Origin of the sequence: Devosia sp., from assembly GCF_024707125.1 — a bacterium.
Lineage (GTDB): Bacteria > Pseudomonadota > Alphaproteobacteria > Rhizobiales > Devosiaceae > Devosia.
Genome location: NZ_JANQAH010000009.1, coordinates 784,925 through 804,800, shown reverse-complemented (window position 1 = coordinate 804,800; position 19,876 = coordinate 784,925). Strand labels below are relative to the sequence as shown.

Sequence of the window (19,876 nt, the reverse complement as noted above, 5' to 3'; positions counted from 1 at the left end):
CCCTCACGCGACGTTGCAGGCGACAATTACGCGTTAAATAAGGCGGGGCCAAGCCTCTAGCCAGTGCCCGACCCCCTACGAAATGGCTGCGACTTCCGTCTTACGACCGATTTCGGGATGGCTGGCGGGGGATTGGCCTGCCTATTTTTCTCTCCACCTGCTGCCCCGCGCGGCGCCCGATGGAGACGAAAAATGAGTGATTTTGACCACAACACCCTGCGCCGGGCCATCGTCGAAGCCGCACTATCACTCAGCGCAAACGCCATTGCCCCCCAACTGGTTGCCGATGCGCTCGTCCATGGTGGCGCCAAACTGGCGGCTCATGGCGCCCTGTCGGTCGAAACCGGCGCCTTTACCGGCCGCTCGCCCAAGGACAAGTTCATCGTCCGCGATGCCCTGACCGAGGAAAAGGTCTGGTGGGACAATTCGGGTACGCTCACCCCGGCCCAGTTCGACCTGCTCCTCAGCGACATCAAGGCGCACCTTGCTGGCCAGAACCTTTACCGCCAGGACCTCCTCGCCGGGGCCGATCCACGCCACCAATATGGCGTTACCGTACTCACCCCTAGCGCCTGGCACGCCCTCTTCATCCGCAATCTGCTCATCCGCCCGGGAGAAGGTATTGAAGCGTCGGACACGGCCACCCCGGTCACCATCATCCACGCGCCGCTGTTCACGGCAGACCCGGCCCGCCACGGCACGCGCACCGAAACCGTCATTGCCCTCGACGTGAGCCGCAACGTGGTCCTCATCGGCGGCACGCGCTATGCCGGCGAAATCAAGAAGAGCGTCTTCTCGCTCTTCAACTTCCACGCCCCGGCGGACGACGTCCTCCCCATGCACTGCTCGGCCAATCTCGGCCCCGACGGGGAGGCCGCGCTGTTCTTCGGCCTTTCAGGCACCGGCAAGACGACGCTTTCCAACGACCCCGCCCGACCGCTGATCGGCGACGACGAACATGGCTGGAGTGCAGACGGCGTCTTCAACCTCGAAGGTGGGTGCTACGCCAAGACGGTGAAGCTGAGTGCCTCGGCCGAGCCGGAAATCTTCGCGGCCACCCGTACTTTTGGCACGGTGCTAGAAAATGTCGTGCTCGATGCTAACAATGTGCCAGCATTTGACGACGTATCGCTCACCGAAAACACCCGCGCGGCCTACCCGCTCGACGTCCTGCCCTCGCTCGCTCCGGGCAGCGTCGGCGGCACGCCCAAAACCGTGGTCTTCCTCACGGCCGACGCTTTCGGCGTCCTCCCGCCTTTGGCAAAACTGACGCCCGAACAGGCCGTCTACCATTTCCTCTCGGGCTACACAGCCAAGGTCGCCGGCACCGAACGCGGCGTCACTGAGCCGCAAGCCACCTTCTCGGCCTGCTTCGGTGCGCCGTTTATGCCTTTGCACCCAACGGTTTACGGCGACATGCTGGCCGAGCGCCTGCGCACCAGCGGCGCGCAAGCCTGGCTCCTCAATACCGGCTGGATCGGCGGCGCCTATGGCGAGGGTAAGCGCATCGACATCGCGTCCACGCGCCGCCTCCTCACCGCAGCGCTCGATGGCTCGCTCGACGATGCCCCGACCCGCCTCGACCCGCTCTTCGGCTTTGCCGTGCCGGTCACCGTCGCCGGCGTCGATCCGCGCCTCCTCGACCCGCGCCAGTGCTGGGCCGACACCGACGCCTACGACATCCAGGCAACGAAACTCGTCGACCTCTTCCGCAACAATTTCAAGAAGTTCGGCCCCGAGGCCGACGCGGAAGCTGGCCCGCAACTGCTGCAGGCAGCCGAATAAAACAAAGGGCGCCACTGGCGCCCTTTTCGTTTCCCGACCGGGAAAAACTCAGTTCGGCGAATAGAAGATGTGCGATCCGACTTCGGCCACGCGGCTAAAAGTGTAGGACCAGGACGGGCGCACATTGGTGGTGTGGTAGAACAGCACCGAGTCCGGAACCGCACCGATTTCTGCGCCGGTCGCATATTCGGCATAGACGTCCTTGGCGAGCGCCATGGAGCGGGCCCAGGCCTGGCGTTCGCCCGGCGCATCGCCGCGACCATCGCAGGCAAAGGTGAACTGGCAGCGGTAGCGGCCCTGGTTGGCGCCCTGATAGATCACGCCGCAAAGCGAGGACGGATACTTGTCCGAACGGGCGCGGTTGACGATGACATTGGCCACGGCCAACTGACCGGCAGCGCTTTCGCCGCGGGCTTCGTGATAGATCGCCTGGGCAAGGCAATCGCGCTCTGCATTGGCAACTTCAGCGCGCTTGGCGGTCGGCTGGTAGCCGCTGGCCACATAGGCCGCGAGCAGGTCCGGCGTCACCGTCGGCTGATGCGCCGGCGCGGCGGGCTTCATGAAACTGTCGATGGCCGAAAGCGCGGTATTGCCGCCATCGAGTGAGCCGCGGGCGATATAGCCCATCAGCATTTCGGTCGAGAGCGGGGGCTGCACGCCACCCTCGGTCACATCGACCGAGCGAAGCTGCTGCTGGCGCGCGACATAGTTGGAAAGCAGAGCATCGGTCAGCTTCTGCTGGCCCGGCGCGAGCGGCACCATGGTGGCGCCAAGAGCGGGCTGCGTGCGGACCTGAGCGATGGGGGCCGGAATGTCGAGCGGCAGGACGAGGTCGGTTTCGTTGGCATGGACGATGAGGGGCGAGGCGATCACGCCAACGACGAGTGCCGTCGCGGCGAGTGCAGCCACTTTGAAAGCGGCGCGCGAGAACTTGTGCCCCCAGCGTGAAGTCAATGCCCCGTCCTTGCCCCTGAGCCCTACCGTTACCTCCGGCGGGCCTTCTGGTTGGATCGCATTCGCAATCCGTCTTTGCGGGGGCACCCTAGCCAAGCCCGCAGAGAGATGGAAGCCAAAATTTACAGCTGGTTAACCATGCGCCTTAGCTTCTTAAAACACGGTTAATGCGCAAAGCCGATCTTGAAAACCCATGAAATCCATGGGCTTGCAACGTACTGACCAAAGGTTTTCGGAAGAAATTAGAATTTTATGCGCTTTTTAGCGCGTCTGATTCTTAACAGATCGATGCGGCGGGAACACAGGTCTGGCTCCTGCCGTTAACGTCAAGACGGGCGCAAAATACGCCCGTCCAAGACTTTTCCGTCAGTGCGGGAAGGCCGCCTTGTGGACGTGCACGAGGCTTTCCATCACGGAAATGCCGAGCGCCAGAACCTCGTCATTGGGATGGACGAGATCGGGAACCATCACGGTCTGCATACCGGCCGCATGCGCGGCATGGACGCCGGCAAGGCTGTCCTCGAGCGCGAGGCAATTGGCCGGGTCGATCTTCAGCCGGCTCGCCGCGGTCAGATAGGGCTCGGGATGGGGCTTGGGATGGGTCACATCATCGCGCGTGACGATGGTCTCGAACAAGTCGAGCAGACCCGCCGCACTCAGATGGTGCTGGGCATGCGGGTTTCGCGATGAAGTCGCGACCGCGGTAGGAATATTATTGGCGTGGAGCGCCGCGATAAAATCGTGGACGCCGGGCTTTACCGGCACGCCACCATGCGAGCGCTCGCGCATGCTGACGCGGCACTTTTCATCGAACAGGGCATAGGGAAAACTGACGCCATAGGCTTCGAGCAAAAGCTGGTTGGTGCGCTCATGGCTGCCGCCGACCATGGAACGATGGACGTCGTCGGTCATTTCGAAGCCAAGGTCGGTACAGACCTCGAAGACGATGGTCTTGAAGACCGCTTCGGTGTCGAGCAAAGTGCCGTCCATATCGAAGATGGCGGCCTGAAATGGTGCAAGCTGTATCATCTCAAATGATATAGGCCGATTTGACCCGGCACGCCAGACACGAGGGCGCAAGCGAGCCTTGCAGCACGGGCCGAAACATAGAGCCGACATGACCCAGTTTATCCCCGCCAAAAGCCATGCCGACCTTGGCCGCGACTTCTTCGACCCGGTAGCAGCAGCCGATTTTCCCAAGGTAATTTTGCGCCACCGCGACCAGCGCTGGGCCCAACGCATCGGCCTCGGCAAGCTGACGGAGGACGAGTGGCTAAAACACTTTGGCCGCTTCGAACCGCTGCCCGGCTCGCTGCCAAAACCCCTGGCCCTGCGCTATCACGGCCACCAGTTCCGCACCTACAATCCCGACCTCGGCGACGGCCGCGGCTTTTTGTTTGCGCAGTGCATCGACCCGGTGGATGGGCGCCTGCTCGACCTCGCCACCAAGGGCTCTGGCAAGACGCCCTGGTCGCGTGGCGGCGATGGCCGCCTGACGCTCAAGGGTGGCGTCCGCGAAGTGCTGGCCACCGAAATGCTCGAAGCGCTGGGCGTCTATACGTCCAAGAGTTTTTCATTGGTCGAAACCGGCGAAGAGCTTTATCGCGGCGACGAACCCTCGCCGACCCGCTCTTCCGTGCTGACCCGCCTCAGCCACAGCCATATCCGCATCGGCACTTTTCAGCGGCTGGCCTATCTCGAAGACACTGACAATCTCCGTCGCCTCGTCGATCATTCCATCGCCAACTATTATCCGCATCTCATCGGAGCCGCCGATCCGGCCGCGGCCCTCCTCGAAGCCGTGGTCGAAAAGGTCGCCCTCCTCGGCGCACAATGGATCGCTGCCGGCTTCGTCCATGGCGTGCTCAACACCGACAATATCAACATCACGGGCGAGAGCTTTGACTACGGCCCCTGGCGCTTCCTGCCGGTCTACGATCCAGATTTCACCGCGGCCTATTTCGACCAGGCGGGCCTTTATAGCTTTGGCCGCCAGCCCGATACGCTTGCCTGGAACCTCACCCGCCTCGCCGAATGCCTGCTGCCGCTTTCCAATATCGAAGCACTAGAGCCGGCGCTCAACACCGTCTGGCCCATCTTCCGCACGCAGCTTCCCCTCGCCATGCTCCGCCGCCTCGGCCTCTCGCCCCGCGACGAAGACAGCAACAACGCCTTCGTCACGGCGCTCTTCGGCTTCCTCTCGGCCAGCAAGGCGCCCTATGAGCAGTTCTTCTTCGACTGGCGCGGCGGCAGCCTCAGCGCCGAACGGGCCGCACGCAGTCCCTCGGCGGAGTTTTATGCGACGGACGCATTCCGGCCGCTGACGGATCTGTTGGAAACATTCGGGCCCGCGGGCGACGTCAACCTCGACCATCCCTATTTCGCCCGCGAAAAGCCGCGGACGATGCTGATCGATGAAATGGAAGCTATCTGGGCGCCAATCGCCGAGCGCGATGACTGGGCGCTTTTTCACCAGACGCTGGGAGAGATTGCCGAGATGCGCGATGCCTATGGCGTGAAAATCTAGCCGCAGCACCCCCACCCTCGTTCCCTCCCCACAAGGGGGAGGGAGGCGCAGACTGAGGCGCTACGGTTCCATCGTCTCCCTCCCCCTTGTGGGGAGGGATTAAGGGTGGGGGTACCGGCCTCGCCCCTAGCCGAGTAGACTACCCAAAATCACGGAGGACCCCATGCCCATCTACGCCCTCGACGGGATCACGCCGGAAATCACCCCCGAGGTCGGCTGGATCGCTCCAACCGCCGTGCTCATCGGCGCCTGCCATGTCGGCCCCGAAGTCGGCATCTGGTTCGGCGTTGTCGCGCGGGGCGATATCGAGCGCATAACCATCGGCGCGCGCTCCAATGTGCAGGAAAACTGCGTCCTCCATACCGACAAGGGTTTTCCCCTCTTGATCGGCGAAAACTGCACGATCGGCCACAGCGCCATCATCCATGGCTGCACCATTGGCGACAACACGCTGATCGGCATGGGCGCCACCGTGCTCAACGGCGCAAAGATCGGAAAAAACTGCCTGATCGGCGCCAATGCGCTCATCACCGAAGGCAAGGAAATCCCCGACAATTCTCTCGTCGTCGGCGCCCCCGGCAAGGTGATCCGCACGCTCGACGCCGAAGCCATTGCCGGCCTCACGGCTTCTGCCGATCGGTATGTGAAGAATGCCAAACGCTTTGCGGCAGGCCTTGTGGAAGTGCATCCGCCGGGTGATTTCGACCCGGCCTAAACGGCCCTATGGCAGCATAACATCCACGCGCAGGCCCTCGCCGGGCCGGCTCTTGATGGAAATCTGCCCGCGATGCCGCTGGACAATGTGCTTGACGATGGCAAGGCCCAGGCCCGTGCCCTTCTTCTTGCGGCTCGTTTCCACCTCGATGCGATAGAACCGCTCGGTCATGCGCGGCACGTGCTCGGGCTCGACGCCCGGCCCATGGTCAACGACGCTGACGAGGTGCTTGAAGCCACCGCGATCAATCGAGGTCAGCGACACATCCACCGTCTTGCCATCGGCGCCATATTTGATGGCGTTGTCGACAAGGTTTTCGAAAACTTCATAGAGCTGGTTGCGGTCGCCGACCACCGTTACCGGCCCCTCGGGCAGGTCCAGCACCACGTCGAGTTCGGCTGCCTTGGCCTGGGTCTGCAGCCCCTCGCGCACTTCGCGCAAGAGCCCCGCCAGATCCACCGAACCGGTCGGGCGCACATGCTGATACATTTCGATGCGCGACAAGCTCAGCAGATCATCGATCAGCCGGCTCATGCGGTCGGCCTGGCCGCGCATGATGCCGAGGAATTTTTCGCGCGCCACCGCGTCGCGCGCCGCCGGGCCAAGCAGGGTATCGATAAAGCCCAGCAAGGAAGCCAGCGGCGTGCGCAGCTCATGGCTGGCATTGGCGATGAAATCGGTGCGCATGGCATCGACGCGCTTGAGTTCAGTCAGGCTCTGGAAAGTCACCAGCAGGTGCCGATCATCTTCCTCCAGCCAATCGCTGCCGGGGCTGCGAATGGGCGCCACGGTGACGCGGTCCCAGGTTTCGCTCGGCAGCGTCTCGTGCAGCTCAAAACTATGCGGCGTACCGGTGCGCAGGGCCGCATCCACGGCCGCCACCAGTTCGGGATTGCGCATGACGAGGGTAAGAACCTTGCCCCTCTGCACATTGGGATATTGGCTCGCCGCCGCCTGATTGCGATAGGCAACCGCACCGCGCCGATCGAGCACGAGACAGGCCTCGCCCAACGCCTCGGCAAAGGCGGCCATGACATCTTCGCCCGGCCCTTCGGGCAGCACGGGGACGACCGGTGTCTCTACAATCCGCGTGACCGTCCGGACGGGCATGGGCAGGAAGGCAACGAAAGCCAGCGCCACGAGATAGCCGAGCGCTGCAAAATCGGGCCGCAGATTGCCAAAAAGTACCAGCGCGACAAAAAGGCCGGCGAGCCCCAGAAGGAGCCCGGCATAGTTGAGGATGCGCGCCAAGATAGCCTGGCCACGCAGCAATGTCTGGGGCGACTGGGAATCGTCCATTTTTGACTGCCGAATCAAGCGCTTACTCCCGCCACTTGCGCGGGATCGAAACTTCTAGCACGGTACCTGTGACAATGGAGCGACAGCGTGAGCGATCCCCTAACTGGCTTTGACATCAACAATCCCGAGCTACCTTCCGCCATCAAGAAGGCGGCCCTGAAATCGGGCGGCTTTCCCTATGACGACAAGCTCGACGGGGATGAATATGACACGCAGCTTTATGCGCTGCAAAAGCAACTCGTGCTGCTGCAGGCCCATACGGCCAAGGCGGGCGAGCGCATCGTCCTCGTCTTCGAAGGGCGCGATGCTGCCGGCAAGGGCGGCACCATCAAGACGATCCTCGAAAACCTCAACCCGCGCTTCAATCTTATCGCGGCGCTGCCCAAGCCCAACGATCGCGAGCGCACGCAATGGTATTTTCAGCGCTATATCGACTGGCTGCCGGCATCGGGCGAAATGGTGCTGTTTGACCGCTCCTGGTACAACCGCGCCGGCGTCGAGCCGGTCATGGGGTTTTGCACGCCCGAAGAAACCGAACTGTTCCTCGATGAAGCCCCGGAATTTGAAAAGCGCCTGACAAAGGACGGCATCCGCCTCTTCAAGTTCTGGCTCTCGATCGGCCGCGAAATGCAATTGAAGCGCTTTCACGATCGCCGGCACGATCCGCTCAAAACCTGGAAACTATCGCCCATCGATCTCGAAGCGTTGAACAAGTGGGACGATTATTCCAAAGCCAGGGACCGCATGCTGGAGCGCACCGATTGCGCCCATGCGCCCTGGACCGTCATCCGCGCCAATGACAAGCGCCGGCTGCGGCTCAATGTCATCCGCACCGTGCTCAATGGGTTCGACTACGAGGGCAAGGACAAGAAGGCCATCGGCAAGATCGACGACAAGATCGTGCTGAGCGCGGAAGAATTCTTGAAGATGGATGGGGAATAAGGCCCCCTCACCCGCCGGCTACGCCGTCGACCTCCCCCAAAGGGAGAGGTGTCGCTTCGCGACTTTGGCACACTCCGACCTCTCCCTTTGGGGGAGAGGTCGGCCCGTAGGGCCGGGTGAGGGGGCCTTACGGCAAGCACCCTATTTCAAAAACTTCGGCTCCACCAATGCACCCTTGTGGCCAATAACCACACCGGCCACGCGATGCGCCTCTTCCGCCGCCTCACGGATCGACTTGCCGTTGAGCCGGGCCGAGAGATAGCCGCCATTAAAACTATCCCCGGCCCCAGTGGCATCCACCACCTTCTCGGCCGGTTTCGGCGAAATCCGCACCCGCTCGGAGGCCGTCGCAATCAGCGCTTCCTTCGCGCCGTCCTTGACCACCACTTCCTCGACCCCAAGTTCGAGATAGCGCTCAGCCGTCTCATCCACGTTCTTGTCACCAAAGAGCGGCGCCTCGTCCGTGTGCGTCGGCAACACGATATCGCAAAGGCTCGCCGCCGCCGTCAGCACCGAGGCCATGACCCGCGGGCTCGACCACAAGGCCGGCCGCAGATTGGTATCGAAAGCAATCCTGGCGCCATTGTCCCGCGCCTTGACGATAGCCCCCAGCAAACGCCCCCGCGCCTTGGGCGCGAGAATAGCAAGGGTAATGCCGGAGAAATAAACAAGGCTCGCGCCCTCGACCGCCTTTTGCAGCGCCGATTTGTCGTCGGCCAGCAGCTTTGCCGCCGACTGGTCGCGCCAGTAGGTAAAATGCCGGTCGCCCTTGTCCTGGTGGATCATATAGAGCCCCGGCCGCCGCTCGGGAATGGTACCGATATGATCGGTGCCGATGTCATTGGTCTTGAGGAAGGCGCGGATATCGTCGGAATAGCGGTCCTTGCCCAACGCCGTCACATAGTCGACGTCCCAGCCCTTCCCCAAGAGCGCGCGGAGATACCAGGCCGTGTTGAGCGTGTCGCCGGCATAGCCGAGGCGATAGGTGCGATCTTCGCCGCCGCTCATTTCGATCATGCATTCGCCAATGCTGACGATCCGCTTGCCGGCCATGGCCATCCTCCCAATTCCTCCAAAGGCTTATGCCGGGCGCCGCTTGCGCGGACAAGCCTGCAACCCATAAACAAGCGTACCTAGCCGCAACTAGTCTTCCATACAAGATTGGAAGCCACTATGCTGCGCCCGATTTGTCTTCCACGGAGCCGTCATGACCAGCCCGCGCCTCAGCCCCGCCACCCTTGGCTCCCTCAAGCCGGGCATTGGCGTGCCGAACTATGATCGGGCCAAGGTGACCCCCGGCATCGTGCATCTGGGCATCGGCGCCTTCCACCGCGCGCATATGGCCGTCTATGTCGACGACCTCCTCGCCCAAGACCCGAGCTGGGGCATTGTCGGCGCCAGCCTCCGCCGCCCCGACACCAAGGACGCCCTGGAGCCGCAAGGCGGGCTCTACACCATCGCCGTGCGCGATGCCGCGGGCACGCATCCGCGCGTCATCGGCTCCATCCTCTCGGTCATGGACGCCAATACCGAGCGCGACACCCTCCTCGACCTGATGGCATCACCAAATATCCGCATCGTCTCGCTGACCGTCACCGAAAAGGGCTATTGCCACGACCCGGCGACCGGCGAACTCGACCAACGGCATCCCGATATCGTGCATGACCTCGCCAATCCCGCCGCGCCGAAGTCCGCCCCCGGCATGCTGGTCGAAGCCCTGGCTCGCCGCAAGGCCGCCGGCATCGCGCCCTTCACGGTGATGAGCTGCGACAATCTCCCCTCCAATGGCGAAACCGCCAAGCGCATCGTCACCCGCTTTGCCGCCCTGCGTGACGCCGCTATCGGCGAATGGGTCAAAACGGTCGCCTTCCCCTCAACCATGGTCGACCGCATCGTGCCCTCCACGACCGATGCCGACCGCGAAGAAGTGACAAGCCTGATCGGCGCCGAAGACGCCTGGCCGATCATGACCGAGCTTTTTACCCAGTGGGTGATCGAAGACCATTTTCCGTCGGGCCGCCCGGCCTTTGAAAGGGCCGGCGCGCAGCTGGTGCAAAATGTTGAACCCTTCGAGCTGATGAAGCTGCGCATGCTCAATGGCTCGCATTCGACTATGGCGTACCTGGGCTATCTCGGCGGCTACCAATATATCGCCGAGGTCATGGGCGACGCGGCCTACGTAAAGCTCATCCACGGCCTGATGACCGAAGAAGCCATGCCGACACTCGATATGCCCGGCACCGACCTGGGCTTCTATCGCGACCAGCTCCTCGAACGTTTTCGCAACCCGGCCCTAAAACACCGCACCTGGCAGATCGCCATGGACGGCAGCCAAAAACTGCCGCAGCGCCTCCTCGGCACCATCCGCGATCGTCTCAAGGCCGAAAAACCGATCACCCGCCTCGCCCTCGGCGTCGCCGCCTGGATGCGCTATGTCACCGGCATTGACGAGGAAGGCAATGAGATCGACGTCAGGGATCCGCATGCGCTGAAGATGATGGCCATTGCGGCCGATGCCGGGGACGATCCGGTGGCGCTCTATGAGGGGCTGTCGAGCCTGACGGAGGTTTTCGGTACGGACCTGGCCGGAAACGCCGTGTTCCGCGACACGGTCGTGCGCCACCTTGAAAGCCTCTTCGATGAAGGCGCCAAGGCGACTGTGGCCAAGGTCGCTGGCTGATCGGGAAACGGCGCACTCGCTATTCCCACGGCGTCATTCCCGCGAAAGCGGGAATCTCTATTTCCCAAAAGTGAGATTCCCGCTTTCGCGGGAATGACACCGAGAGAGTGGGCGTTCCGGGGCCTAAACCTTGCCCTCCAGCGCCCGATCGAAAATCGCCAGCGCCCGCTCCTTCGTCAGCTCCACGGGATTGCCGCCCGCCGTAGGGTCAACAATGGCCATATCGCCGATCTTGTCCCGCTGGGCATCATCCACGCCAAAATCCCTCAGCGTATGCGGCACTTCCAATCGCAGCCGCAGCCCGATCACTGCATGCAGGAACGCGTCAAAACTCGGCGCCAGCCCGATATAGGCCGCCAGCCGCGCGATCTTGCCTTCGATGGCCGATTTATTCGCCTGCAGCACGTAGGGCATGAAGACGGCATTGGTCATGCCGTGATGCGTGTCGTAGAGCGCCCCCACCGGGTGGCTCAGCGCGTGAATGGCCCCCAGCCCCTTCTGGAAAGCCGTCGCCCCCATGGCCGCCGCACTCATCATATGGCCGCGCGCTTCGATATCGTTGGGATTAGCCGCCACCTTGGGCAGGTTTTCAAAAACCAGCCGAATACCCTCGACCGCAATGCCGTCGGCCAGCGGATGGTATCCCGGCGCGCAATAGGCCTCCAGGCAGTGCGCCAACGCATCCATGCCCGTGCCCACGGTGATGAACTTTGGCATGCCCACGGTCAGTTCGGGATCGGCGATGACGACCTTGGGCATCATCAGCGGATGAAAGATCACCTTCTTGGTGTGCGTCGTCTCGTCGGTGATAACGCCGGCGCGCCCGACTTCCGAGCCGGTCCCCGCCGTCGTCGGCACGGCGACAATCGGGAAAATCCCCTTGGGATCGGCCCGCGTCCACCAATCGCCAATATCCTCAAAGTCCCACATGGGCCGCGTCTGTCCGGCCATGAAGGCAATCACCTTGGCCGTATCGAGCCCGGAACCACCGCCAAAAGCGATGACCCCGTCATAGCCACCCTCGCGCAGCACTTTTGTGCCGGCCTCGACATTGGCCGAAATCGGGTTGGGTTTTACATCAGAGAAAAGCCCGACCTCGATGCCCCCGGCCTTCAAATCCGCCAGCACTTTTTGCGTTACCGGCAATGCCGCCAGCCCCGCATCGGTCACCAGCAGGGGTTTCTTAATTCCTGCCACCTTCAGCGCATCGGGCAATTCGGCAATACGCCCCGCCCCGAAGCGGACGGCGGTCGGATAATTCCAGTTGGCTTTGGTCATGCTTTTGGTCCCTCAATACAACCTACCCACCGCTGTCATCCCGGCGAAGGCCGGGATCCATCCTGAGATCTCAAGTTGGACCCCGGCCTTCGCCGGAGTGACATCGAGCGGGGTGGAGAGTGTCTTCAAACCCGCCGTAGATGAAAACTCTTGGGCTGGGTCAAATTGTGGTAGCCGATCTCGCTCAGGCCCCCGCCCTTGCCAGTATCCTTCACACCCGTCCAAACGAGCGCGGGATCAAGATAGTCGCAGCGATTGGCGAAAACCGTGCCGGTCTCGACCTCGCCGCCAATCCGTCCGGCGGCAGCAATATCTGCCGTCCAAATCGACGCCGTCAGCCCATAGGGACTGTCATTCATCAGCGTGATCGCCTCGGCATCATCAACCACCTTCATGATGCCGACGACCGGCCCAAAACTCTCCTCGCGCATGACGCTCATCTGGTGATTGACGCCGGTAAGCACTTCCGGCGCCAGATAAGGCGAGCCCGCCATATCGCGGGCATCGCCCCAGTTGAGATGCCGCCTCGCGCCGCCGCGCACGGCTTCCTCAGTCTGCTGGCGCACATGATCGGCAAAATTGCCGCGCGCCATTGGCCCGACAATGGTGTCGGGATCGAGCGGATCGCCCAGGGTCCAGCCCCGCGCCTGCTCGATGAACCGTTCGACAAAACCGTCAAACACCTCGGCATGCACATAGATGCGCTCGACGCCGCAGCACGATTGCCCCGAATTGAAAAAGCTGCCGTCGACGAGGTTTTCGGCGGCAAAATCGAGATTGGCATCGGCGCGGACATAGGCCGGGTCCTTGCCACCAAGCTCAAGGCCCAGTGTGGCAAAAGTCCCGGCCGCTGCCCTCTCGATCCGCCGCCCGCCTTCCACCGATCCGGTGAAATTGATGTGGTCGATCTCGCCCGACCCAACGAGTTTTTCCGTGTCCGAATGGCTCAGGACAAGGTTCTGAAAAATGCCCTCCGGTAGCCCGCCTGCTTTGGCCGCGGCGGCAAAGCGCTCGCCGGCCAGCAGCGTCTGGCTCGCATGCTTCAACAGCACCGCATTGCCCGCCACCAGCGCCGGAACGATGGAATTGACTGCCGTCAGGAACGGATAATTCCAGGGCGCGATAACCAGCACCACGCCGAGCGGCTCATGCGCGATATAGCGCACAAAACCCTCTTTCTCGGGCCGCATGGACGGCGCCAGCGTCGTCTCGGCGATGCCAAGCATATGCCGGCTGCGTTCCTCGACCCCCCGCTTTTCCGCGCCAAAGCGGATCGGCCGCCCCATTTGCCAGGCCAGTTCCGGCACGATCTCGTCGTTCATGGCGAGCAGCGCATCGACCATGCGCCCCACCGCCGCAACGCGCTCGGCCACCGCCACCGCGCGCCAGACCCGCTGCGCCGCCTTGGCCCGGCTTACGGCCGCGGCGATGGCAGCACCATCCAGCGTCTGCCGCTCGGCAAAGACGTTTCCGCTCACGGGAGAAATGATCTGGACCGTCTCGGTCATGCTTTTATTCCGTTCAAACTTTGTATCATTGCCGGGTGGCTCTCGAGAGAACCCACCAGCCGCCCCCATTCCTTCGTCACTACCGGGCTTGTCCCGGTAGTCCATGCGGCGGCAAGATGGATTGCCGGGACAAGCCCGGCAATGACGGCGAACCATGGGTGTTGCTGCAAACGGACCTCTTCAGCTCCGCTCGAACCCGCGCTTGCGCTCCCAGTCAGTCACGCGGCGATCATATTCGAACTGTTCCCAATTGCCCGTGTGCACATAGTGCTCCACCACCTCGGCCCCAAAAGCCTCGTTGAGCATTTTTGAGCCTTTCAGTGCCGCCACCGCGTCGCGAAGAGTCTTGTGCACCTCGCGCAGTTTTTCGCCCGAATAGGCATCGCCCGAAAAGGCCGGTTCCAGCGTGAGCTTGTCCTCGATCCCCTTCAAGCCCGCCGCCAGCAGCGCCGCAAAGGCGAGATAAGGGTTTAGGTCGGCACCACCAATGCGGCACTCAACCCGCACACCCTTGGTGTTTTCCCCGCAAAGCCGAAAGCCAGCCGTACGATTGTCACTGCTCCAGATCGCCTTGGTCGGCGCAAAAGTGCCAACCTGGAAGCGCTTGTAGGAATTGATATAGGGCGCAAGGAAATAGGTGATGTCGCCGGCATAGGTAAGAAGACCCGCCATGAAATGCTTCATCAGCCCCGACATGCCCAACGCGTCGCTCTCGTCGACGAACTGGTTCTTTCCGCCCTTTGCCAGCGACATATGGATATGCGCCGAAGACCCGGCGAGATCATAAGCCCACTTGGCCATGAAGGTGACGGCCTTGCCCTGGCCGAAGGCGATTTCCTTGGTGGCATTCTTGATGACCACATGCCGGTCGGCCATGGTGAGCGCCTCGGCATAGCGGACGTTGATTTCTTCCTGGCCCGGCCCCCATTCGCCCTTGGAGTTTTCGACCGGAATGCCCGAGGCATGCAGCTGATTGCGCAGCGCCCGCATCACCCCTTCTTCCTTGGTGGTCTGGAAGATGTGGTAATCCTCGATGTAATATCCGGCCGCCGTCAGGTTCTGATAGCCTTTCTCATGGGCCGAGCGGAACGTCTCGTCGAAGAGATAGAATTCCAGCTCGCTGGCGAAATTGGCCGAAAGCCCCAGCGCCTCCAGCCGCGCCAATTGCTTCTTCAAAATGCTGCGCGGCGCATGCGGAATGGGTTCGTGATGATGGTGGTCGACGAGATCGGCCAGCACCAGTGCTGTGCCTTCAAGCCAGGTGCATTTCATCAGCGTTGAAAGGTCGGGCTTCATGACGAAATCGCCATAGCCCTTGCCCCAGTTTGCCGCCGCGTAGCCGGGCACCGGCTCCATGTCGATATCGTCGGCCAGCAGGTAATTGCAGCCATGGGTTTCATCCATGGCGCCATCGAGAAAGAACTGCGCCTGAAAACGCTTGCCGATCAGCCGCCCCTGCATGTCGGGAAAGGCAACCAGCACCGTGTCGATGCGCCCGGCGGCGACGTCTGCGCGAAGAGTGTCGAGCGAATAGCTCAATTTTATTCCCTCAGTTTCTGTCTCTCCCCAAGCACCGCGTCATTCTCGCGAAAGCGGGAATCTCCCTTTGCGGCGGCTGGGATTCCCGCTTTCGCGGGAATGACGTTGTGGATGGAAGGCGCAGCGGTGCCGCGCCTTCCCAATTTGGTCAGGCCTTTGGTGCCACGGCCGCCGCCACCGCGGCATCGCCGCGATGCTCAAGCGCGAACTCTTCTTCGGGCGAGAGGATCAGCTTGTTGCGCCCCACCAGGGCGAAATAGATGATGCCCACCGCACACCAGGCGATCACCCAGATGACGCCCTTGAAGAAGTTCGGATCCTGCAGCTGGTAGAACAGCGTCACCGTGGCGATGATGATGGTCACCGTGGCCCCGGGCACGCCGAGCGGCGAGCGGAAGGGGCGTTCGATATTGGGCTGGTTACGCCGCAGAAGGATGAAGCTGATCCCCTGCATGATGTAGCTCAGCATGGCGCCGAACACGGCCATATTGAGCAGCACGGTGCCGATGAGATCGTCGCCGAGCTGGGTTTCCCCCGAGCCGCCGCCGCCATTGGCAAACCAGATCACCAGCATGACGGCGAGGCCGAGCAACGCGCCCGAAATCATGGCCACATGCGGGGTCTTGTACTTTTCATGCGTGACCGACAGCCCCGAAGGGAAATAGCCGGCACGGCTCAGCGAATAGACCTGCCGCCCCTGCGCATAGAGAATGGTGTGGAACGAGGCGATAAGCCCCGTCAGCGCCACCAGCCCCAGCACCACCGCACCCGCATCGCCATAGATGGCCCGGAAGCCGTCGAGCAGCGGTTCGAGCGAAGAACCGAGCGCAAAGCTGCCGATGCCGTTCACCGATGGGTTGAGCAGCACGATCATGAAGGCCGAGAGGAGGAGCGTCGCAAATCCGAGCAGAATGCCACGCGGCAGATCGCGCTTGGGATCGACCGATTCTTCGGCGGCCAGCGGCACCTGCTCGATGGCAAGGAACAGCCAGACGGCAAAGGGGAGCGTTGCGAGCACACCCTGCCAGCCGAACGGGAACCAGGAGCCGTTGCCATCGGGCAATTCGACCGCCTTGCCGTCCTCGCCAACCCCGATATTGAGCGCCCAGCGCCCAAAATCCATGTTGGGAATGGCCGAGATCCAGAACACCACCAGCACAGCCAGCGAGATCAGGGTGACGACCAGCGTCACCTTGTAGCTCAGCGCCACGCCATAGATGTTGAGCGCCAGAAACACCGCGAAGAAGACGATCCAGAGGATCGGATAGAGCGCGGTATCCATGCCCGTGATCGAACCAAAATAGCCCGAAATGAAGGTGACGATCACCGCTGGGGTCAGCACATATTCGACATTCTCGAAAAGCCCGGTGACGAAGCCGCCCCATGGGCCCATGGAGGTGCGGGCAAAGGAATAGGCCGCCCCGGTATGCGGCAGTGCCGGGCTCATTTCCGCAATGGAGGAAACGAGGCCCAGATACATCACGGCGATGATGGCGCCGGCCACCAGCATGCCGCCCCAGCCACCGGTGGCAAAACCAAAGTTCCAGCCGGAAAAATGGCCTGAAATCACCGCGCCCACGCCGAGCGCCCAAAGCGACCAGATGCCAGCATAGCGCTGCAGCCCCCGCTTTTCGAAATACGACTTGTCTCGTGTCGCATAAGCGACACTTCCCACCTTCTTGGTATCAGCCATGGTCCCTGTCCCCTTGGTTATGCTGAACCCTGTGTGTCCCGCCTAATGCGTCCGGGCCTGTTGTCGCGCCTCGCGCGCATGCTGCAGGCTCCGCGCGATGAGGCCGGCCCATTGGCCGACCCCGTCTGGCGAGAGAATTTCGTCGTTACGGATTTCGATCATGGTGGCTTCGAGCCCGCGCCCGTCGCCGTGTTTTTCGAGCGTGAGGGTCACGCCATTGAGCGCGGCATAGGGCTCGTTCCAGCCGATATTGAGTTCGGGCCGCTCCGCCGCCATGGCATCGCGAAAAGCGCGGGTAAAGCGGTCGTCCCGCCCATGGATGACGCCGATGGGCCAGGGGCGCTTCTTGCCCAGAAAGACGGGGGTAAAGGAATGCATGCAGACCACGATGGTCTCGACGCCCGCATGGCGGCGCGCTTCGAGCAGGACGTCGATAGCGCCGTGAAAGGGTCGATGATACTGGGCGATACGATAGTCCCGTTCTTCAGGTGTAATGTTTTCATTGGCCGCAATGCGCGTGCGCTCTGAAAGCGTCCAGATCAGGTCCGGCGCATCGAGGGCGCGATTGCAGTCGATGATGAGGCGCGACACGGTGGATTCCACCAGCGGCGCATCGAGCAGTGCCGACAGTTCCCGGCTCACTGCCAACGCGCCCGGGTCCCAGGCGATATGGCTCAGCCTTTCGCTGGCCGACAGGCCGAGATCGCCATAGCGCTCGGGAATACGGTTGGAGGCGTGGTCGCACAGCAGGACGAAGGGCGAAGCCCCCCGCGCATTGGTCACCAGAACCGATTTCTGCGCCTCGCTGTCCATATTCCCTCTATAGGCAAGCGATCAATTTCTGTAACAGTAGTTCCACAACCATAATCTGTGTCAATATTGAAACGCAGAATTCAGGGGGCCGAATGGAGGGCAAGACCGTCGCCGCGCGGATTCACGATCTCGACGAGCAGCTGACCGCTGCCGGGCGAAGGGCCGCGCGCGGGCTTTTGGGCAATTATCCGCTGCTCGGCCTCGCGCCGGTCGCCGAGTTCGCTGCGGGTGCCGGGGTCAGCGCCGCCACCATCGTGCGTTTCGTGGCGCAACTGGGCTTCAAATCCTATCCCGATTTCCAGCGCGCCCTGCGCGAAGAGCTGGAAGAGCGCTCGAAATCCCCGCTGCAGCGGGGCGCGACACCCCCGGGTCATGCCGGCGAAGCGCCCTATCTCTCGGCCTTCCTCGCCCAGTCGGCCCGCCGCATGGAAGAAACCGCGGCCCTGATCTCGCCCGGCGAATTCGAGACCGTCTGCCGGCGCCTTGCCGAAACCAAGCGGGCCTGTTACCTCGCCGGCGGCCGCTTTACCGACTTTCTCGCCGGGTATCTTGAAGCCCATCTCCGACTCATCCGCCCCGGCATCCGCCGCCTCGACGGGCGGCCGGCCACCTCGGCCGACCAGCTTATCGACGTCAAACCGGGCGACCTCGCCATCCTCTTCGACGTCCGCCGCTACGATCCGGCCATGCTCGACATTGCCCACACGCTCTCCCGGCGAAAAGCCCACATCGTCCTCATCACCGACGAGTGGCTGAGCCCCATAGCCCGCCACGCCCGCTATTGCCTCCCATGCCGCACCGAAACCGGCCGCACCTGGGACGCCAATGCGGTATTGCTGGGCTTGGTGGAGGCGATCATTGCAAGGGTGACGGAACTGGGCTGGGAGACGGCCAGCGAACGCATCGGAGCGTTGGAGGGCGAGTAGGCGCTCGTTTGTTGCGCGTGCTTCCATCCGTTGCTACTCGTCTGCGATGAAAAACATCATGCACACGCGTCGGGCATTTATTAGGGACAGTCTCTATTTGTCCGGCGCAGTGCTGGCCGGAGGCGCGTCGCTGATGAGCATTCCTCCCACCTTCGCCCAGAGCAACGGCGCTTCGTGGCGCATGCCCGATGAAGGCGATCCGCATGCCGCAACCTGGATGGCTTTCGGCCCCAGTGCAAAAATCTGGGGCCGCGACCTGTTGCCGGACGTGCGGGAAAACCTCGCCACCATTGCCAGAACGATCGCCGTCTATGAGCCGGTCAACATGCTGGTGCGGCAGGAAGACTTCGACCTCGCCTCGGACCTCTGCGGCCCCTCAGTGAACCTGATCGTCATGCCGATCGACGACCTGTGGATGCGTGATACCGGACCCGTTTTCGTGAGGGATCAGGCGGGCAAGCTCAGCGGCGTCGATTTCAACTTCAATGGCTGGGGCAACAAGCAGGCCCATGCGCGCGACGCCAAGGTTGCGCGCTTCGTTGCCGGGGAAGCGCAGGCACCTGTCCTCAATACCAGGCTCGTGCTCGAAGGCGGCGGCATCGAGGTTGATGGCCAGGGCACGGCAATCTTCACCGAAAGCTGCGTACTGAACCCGAACCGAAATCCCAGCGTCAGCAAGGAGCAGTGCGAGGCCGAATTGTCCCGGCTTCTCGGGCTGGAAAAGATCCTCTGGCTGCCCGGGATCAGGGGCAAGGACATTACCGACGGCCATACTGATTTTTATGCCCGCTTCGCGCGCCCCGGCGTTGTGGTTGCTGGCCTTGATCTCGACCCGGATTCCTTCGATCACCCTGTCACCAAGCGACATCTGGAAATATTGCAGGCCTCTACCGACGCCCAGGGGCGCAGCCTCGAAGTGGTCGCGCTGCCCGGCCCCTCAATCGTGCGGGAGGAATTTGAGACCGACGATTTCGCGGCGGGCTATATCAACTTTTATCTCTGCAACGGCGCCGTGATCGCCCCCGAGTTCGGCGACGACGACGCCGATGGCCATGCCCATGACACGCTGCAAAAGCTGTTTCCGGATCGAGAGATCGTGCAGTTGAACATCGATGCCATTGCCGCCGGGGGCGGCGGCATCCACTGCACGACACAGCAACAGCCTCTCTGAGTGCGGGGTAACCATCCCCCTGTGAACGCCGCAATTTTCTGCTAGC

16 protein-coding genes are annotated in these 19,876 nt (G+C 62.4%); 7 read left to right on the top strand and 9 right to left on the bottom strand.

The annotated features are described in order from the left end of the window. Nucleotides 1-117 precede the first annotated feature (117 nt). Nucleotides 118-1,785: a phosphoenolpyruvate carboxykinase (ATP) gene (pckA, locus tag NVV77_RS13970; RefSeq protein WP_367178624.1), complete on the top strand. Its 1,668-nt coding sequence runs from the start codon at nt 118-120 to the stop codon at nt 1,783-1,785. A 48-nt stretch (nt 1,786-1,833) separates the two neighbouring features. On the opposite strand, the gene NVV77_RS13965 is transcribed toward pckA, so the two are convergent. Both NVV77_RS13965 and NVV77_RS13960 read right to left on the bottom strand, forming a co-directional pair. Continuing rightward, nucleotides 1,834-2,739 carry a cell wall hydrolase gene (locus NVV77_RS13965; protein ID WP_295414275.1) on the bottom strand — a complete coding sequence of 302 codons (906 nt, stop codon included), beginning with the start codon at nt 2,737-2,739 and terminating at the stop codon, nt 1,834-1,836. 366 nt (nt 2,740-3,105) lie between these two features. Continuing rightward, a complete protein-coding gene (locus NVV77_RS13960) occupies nt 3,106-3,768 on the bottom strand; it encodes an HAD family phosphatase (RefSeq protein ID WP_295414273.1) in 663 nt (220 codons plus the stop codon). A gap of 88 nt (nt 3,769-3,856) precedes the next feature. On the opposite strand from NVV77_RS13960, the gene NVV77_RS13955 reads away from it, so the two are divergent. After that, nucleotides 3,857-5,266 (top strand): protein adenylyltransferase SelO, encoded by a 1,410-nt coding sequence (locus NVV77_RS13955; protein ID WP_295414271.1) that lies wholly within the window; start codon nt 3,857-3,859, stop codon nt 5,264-5,266. Nucleotides 5,267-5,429: 163 nt separating this feature from the next. Further along, complete coding sequence (locus NVV77_RS13950) at nt 5,430-5,981, top strand: gamma carbonic anhydrase family protein (protein WP_295414269.1); 552 nt, start codon at nt 5,430-5,432, stop codon at nt 5,979-5,981. A gap of 6 nt (nt 5,982-5,987) precedes the next feature. Here the strand turns inward: NVV77_RS13950 and NVV77_RS13945 are convergent, their stop codons facing one another. Then, entirely contained in the window at nt 5,988-7,280 is a 1,293-nt protein-coding gene (locus tag NVV77_RS13945; protein ID WP_295414267.1) for an ATP-binding protein, read from the bottom strand. Nucleotides 7,281-7,367: 87 nt separating this feature from the next. Between NVV77_RS13945 and ppk2 the strand changes: the two genes are divergently transcribed. Next, complete coding sequence (gene ppk2, locus NVV77_RS13940) at nt 7,368-8,222, top strand: polyphosphate kinase 2 (protein ID WP_295414266.1); 855 nt, start codon at nt 7,368-7,370, stop codon at nt 8,220-8,222. Nucleotides 8,223-8,363: 141 nt separating this feature from the next. Here ppk2 and NVV77_RS13935 read toward each other — a convergent pair whose 3' ends face one another. Further along, nucleotides 8,364-9,275 (bottom strand): sugar kinase, encoded by a 912-nt coding sequence (locus tag NVV77_RS13935; RefSeq protein ID WP_295414264.1) that lies wholly within the window; start codon nt 9,273-9,275, stop codon nt 8,364-8,366. Nucleotides 9,276-9,429: 154 nt separating this feature from the next. Here NVV77_RS13935 and NVV77_RS13930 point away from each other — a divergent pair, with 154 nt between their 5' ends. Next, nucleotides 9,430-10,902 carry a mannitol dehydrogenase family protein gene (locus tag NVV77_RS13930; protein ID WP_295414262.1) on the top strand — a complete coding sequence of 491 codons (1,473 nt, stop codon included), beginning with the start codon at nt 9,430-9,432 and terminating at the stop codon, nt 10,900-10,902. Between the two features lie 123 nt (nt 10,903-11,025). Here the strand turns inward: NVV77_RS13930 and NVV77_RS13925 are convergent, their stop codons facing one another. The 5 genes from NVV77_RS13925 to NVV77_RS13905 all read right to left on the bottom strand — a co-directional run bounded on the left by NVV77_RS13925 (nt 11,026) and on the right by NVV77_RS13905 (nt 17,733). Then, entirely contained in the window at nt 11,026-12,180 is a 1,155-nt protein-coding gene (locus NVV77_RS13925) for an iron-containing alcohol dehydrogenase (RefSeq protein ID WP_295414261.1), read from the bottom strand. 125 nt (nt 12,181-12,305) lie between these two features. Continuing rightward, nucleotides 12,306-13,688 carry an aldehyde dehydrogenase family protein gene (locus NVV77_RS13920; protein WP_295414259.1) on the bottom strand — a complete coding sequence of 461 codons (1,383 nt, stop codon included), beginning with the start codon at nt 13,686-13,688 and terminating at the stop codon, nt 12,306-12,308. Between the two features lie 180 nt (nt 13,689-13,868). Further along, a complete protein-coding gene (locus NVV77_RS13915) occupies nt 13,869-15,227 on the bottom strand; it encodes a glutamine synthetase family protein (RefSeq protein WP_295414257.1) in 1,359 nt (452 codons plus the stop codon). A gap of 148 nt (nt 15,228-15,375) precedes the next feature. Continuing rightward, on the bottom strand, nt 15,376-16,920 hold the full coding sequence (locus tag NVV77_RS13910; RefSeq protein ID WP_295414256.1) for an amino acid permease: 1,545 nt from the start codon (nt 16,918-16,920) through the stop codon (nt 15,376-15,378). A 42-nt stretch (nt 16,921-16,962) separates the two neighbouring features. Beyond that, a complete protein-coding gene (locus NVV77_RS13905; protein ID WP_295414255.1) occupies nt 16,963-17,733 on the bottom strand; it encodes an N-formylglutamate amidohydrolase in 771 nt (256 codons plus the stop codon). Between the two features lie 92 nt (nt 17,734-17,825). On the opposite strand from NVV77_RS13905, the gene NVV77_RS13900 reads away from it, so the two are divergent. Both NVV77_RS13900 and NVV77_RS13895 read left to right on the top strand, forming a co-directional pair. Then, a complete protein-coding gene (locus NVV77_RS13900; protein ID WP_295414253.1) occupies nt 17,826-18,659 on the top strand; it encodes a MurR/RpiR family transcriptional regulator in 834 nt (277 codons plus the stop codon). Between the two features lie 133 nt (nt 18,660-18,792). Beyond that, nucleotides 18,793-19,830, top strand: a complete 1,038-nt coding sequence (locus NVV77_RS13895; protein ID WP_295414252.1) for an agmatine/peptidylarginine deiminase — start codon at nt 18,793-18,795, stop codon at nt 19,828-19,830. The last annotated feature ends 46 nt before the right edge of the window (nt 19,831-19,876 follow it).

Coding starts and splice junctions, on each gene's coding strand:
- NVV77_RS13905 (WP_295414255.1), bottom strand. CDS start 17,733: ATGGACAGCGAGGCGCAGAAATCGGTTCTGGTGACCAATGCGCGGGGG.
- NVV77_RS13895 (WP_295414252.1), top strand. CDS start 18,793: ATGAGCATTCCTCCCACCTTCGCCCAGAGCAACGGCGCTTCGTGGCGC.
- NVV77_RS13945 (WP_295414267.1), bottom strand. CDS start 7,280: ATGGACGATTCCCAGTCGCCCCAGACATTGCTGCGTGGCCAGGCTATC.
- NVV77_RS13930 (WP_295414262.1), top strand. CDS start 9,430: ATGACCAGCCCGCGCCTCAGCCCCGCCACCCTTGGCTCCCTCAAGCCG.
- NVV77_RS13935 (WP_295414264.1), bottom strand. CDS start 9,275: ATGGCCGGCAAGCGGATCGTCAGCATTGGCGAATGCATGATCGAAATG.
- NVV77_RS13950 (WP_295414269.1), top strand. CDS start 5,430: ATGCCCATCTACGCCCTCGACGGGATCACGCCGGAAATCACCCCCGAG.
- pckA (WP_367178624.1), top strand. CDS start 118: ATGGCTGGCGGGGGATTGGCCTGCCTATTTTTCTCTCCACCTGCTGCC.
- NVV77_RS13925 (WP_295414261.1), bottom strand. CDS start 12,180: ATGACCAAAGCCAACTGGAATTATCCGACCGCCGTCCGCTTCGGGGCG.
- NVV77_RS13910 (WP_295414256.1), bottom strand. CDS start 16,920: ATGGCTGATACCAAGAAGGTGGGAAGTGTCGCTTATGCGACACGAGAC.
- NVV77_RS13960 (WP_295414273.1), bottom strand. CDS start 3,768: ATGATACAGCTTGCACCATTTCAGGCCGCCATCTTCGATATGGACGGC.
- NVV77_RS13900 (WP_295414253.1), top strand. CDS start 17,826: ATGGAGGGCAAGACCGTCGCCGCGCGGATTCACGATCTCGACGAGCAG.
- NVV77_RS13955 (WP_295414271.1), top strand. CDS start 3,857: ATGACCCAGTTTATCCCCGCCAAAAGCCATGCCGACCTTGGCCGCGAC.
- NVV77_RS13920 (WP_295414259.1), bottom strand. CDS start 13,688: ATGACCGAGACGGTCCAGATCATTTCTCCCGTGAGCGGAAACGTCTTT.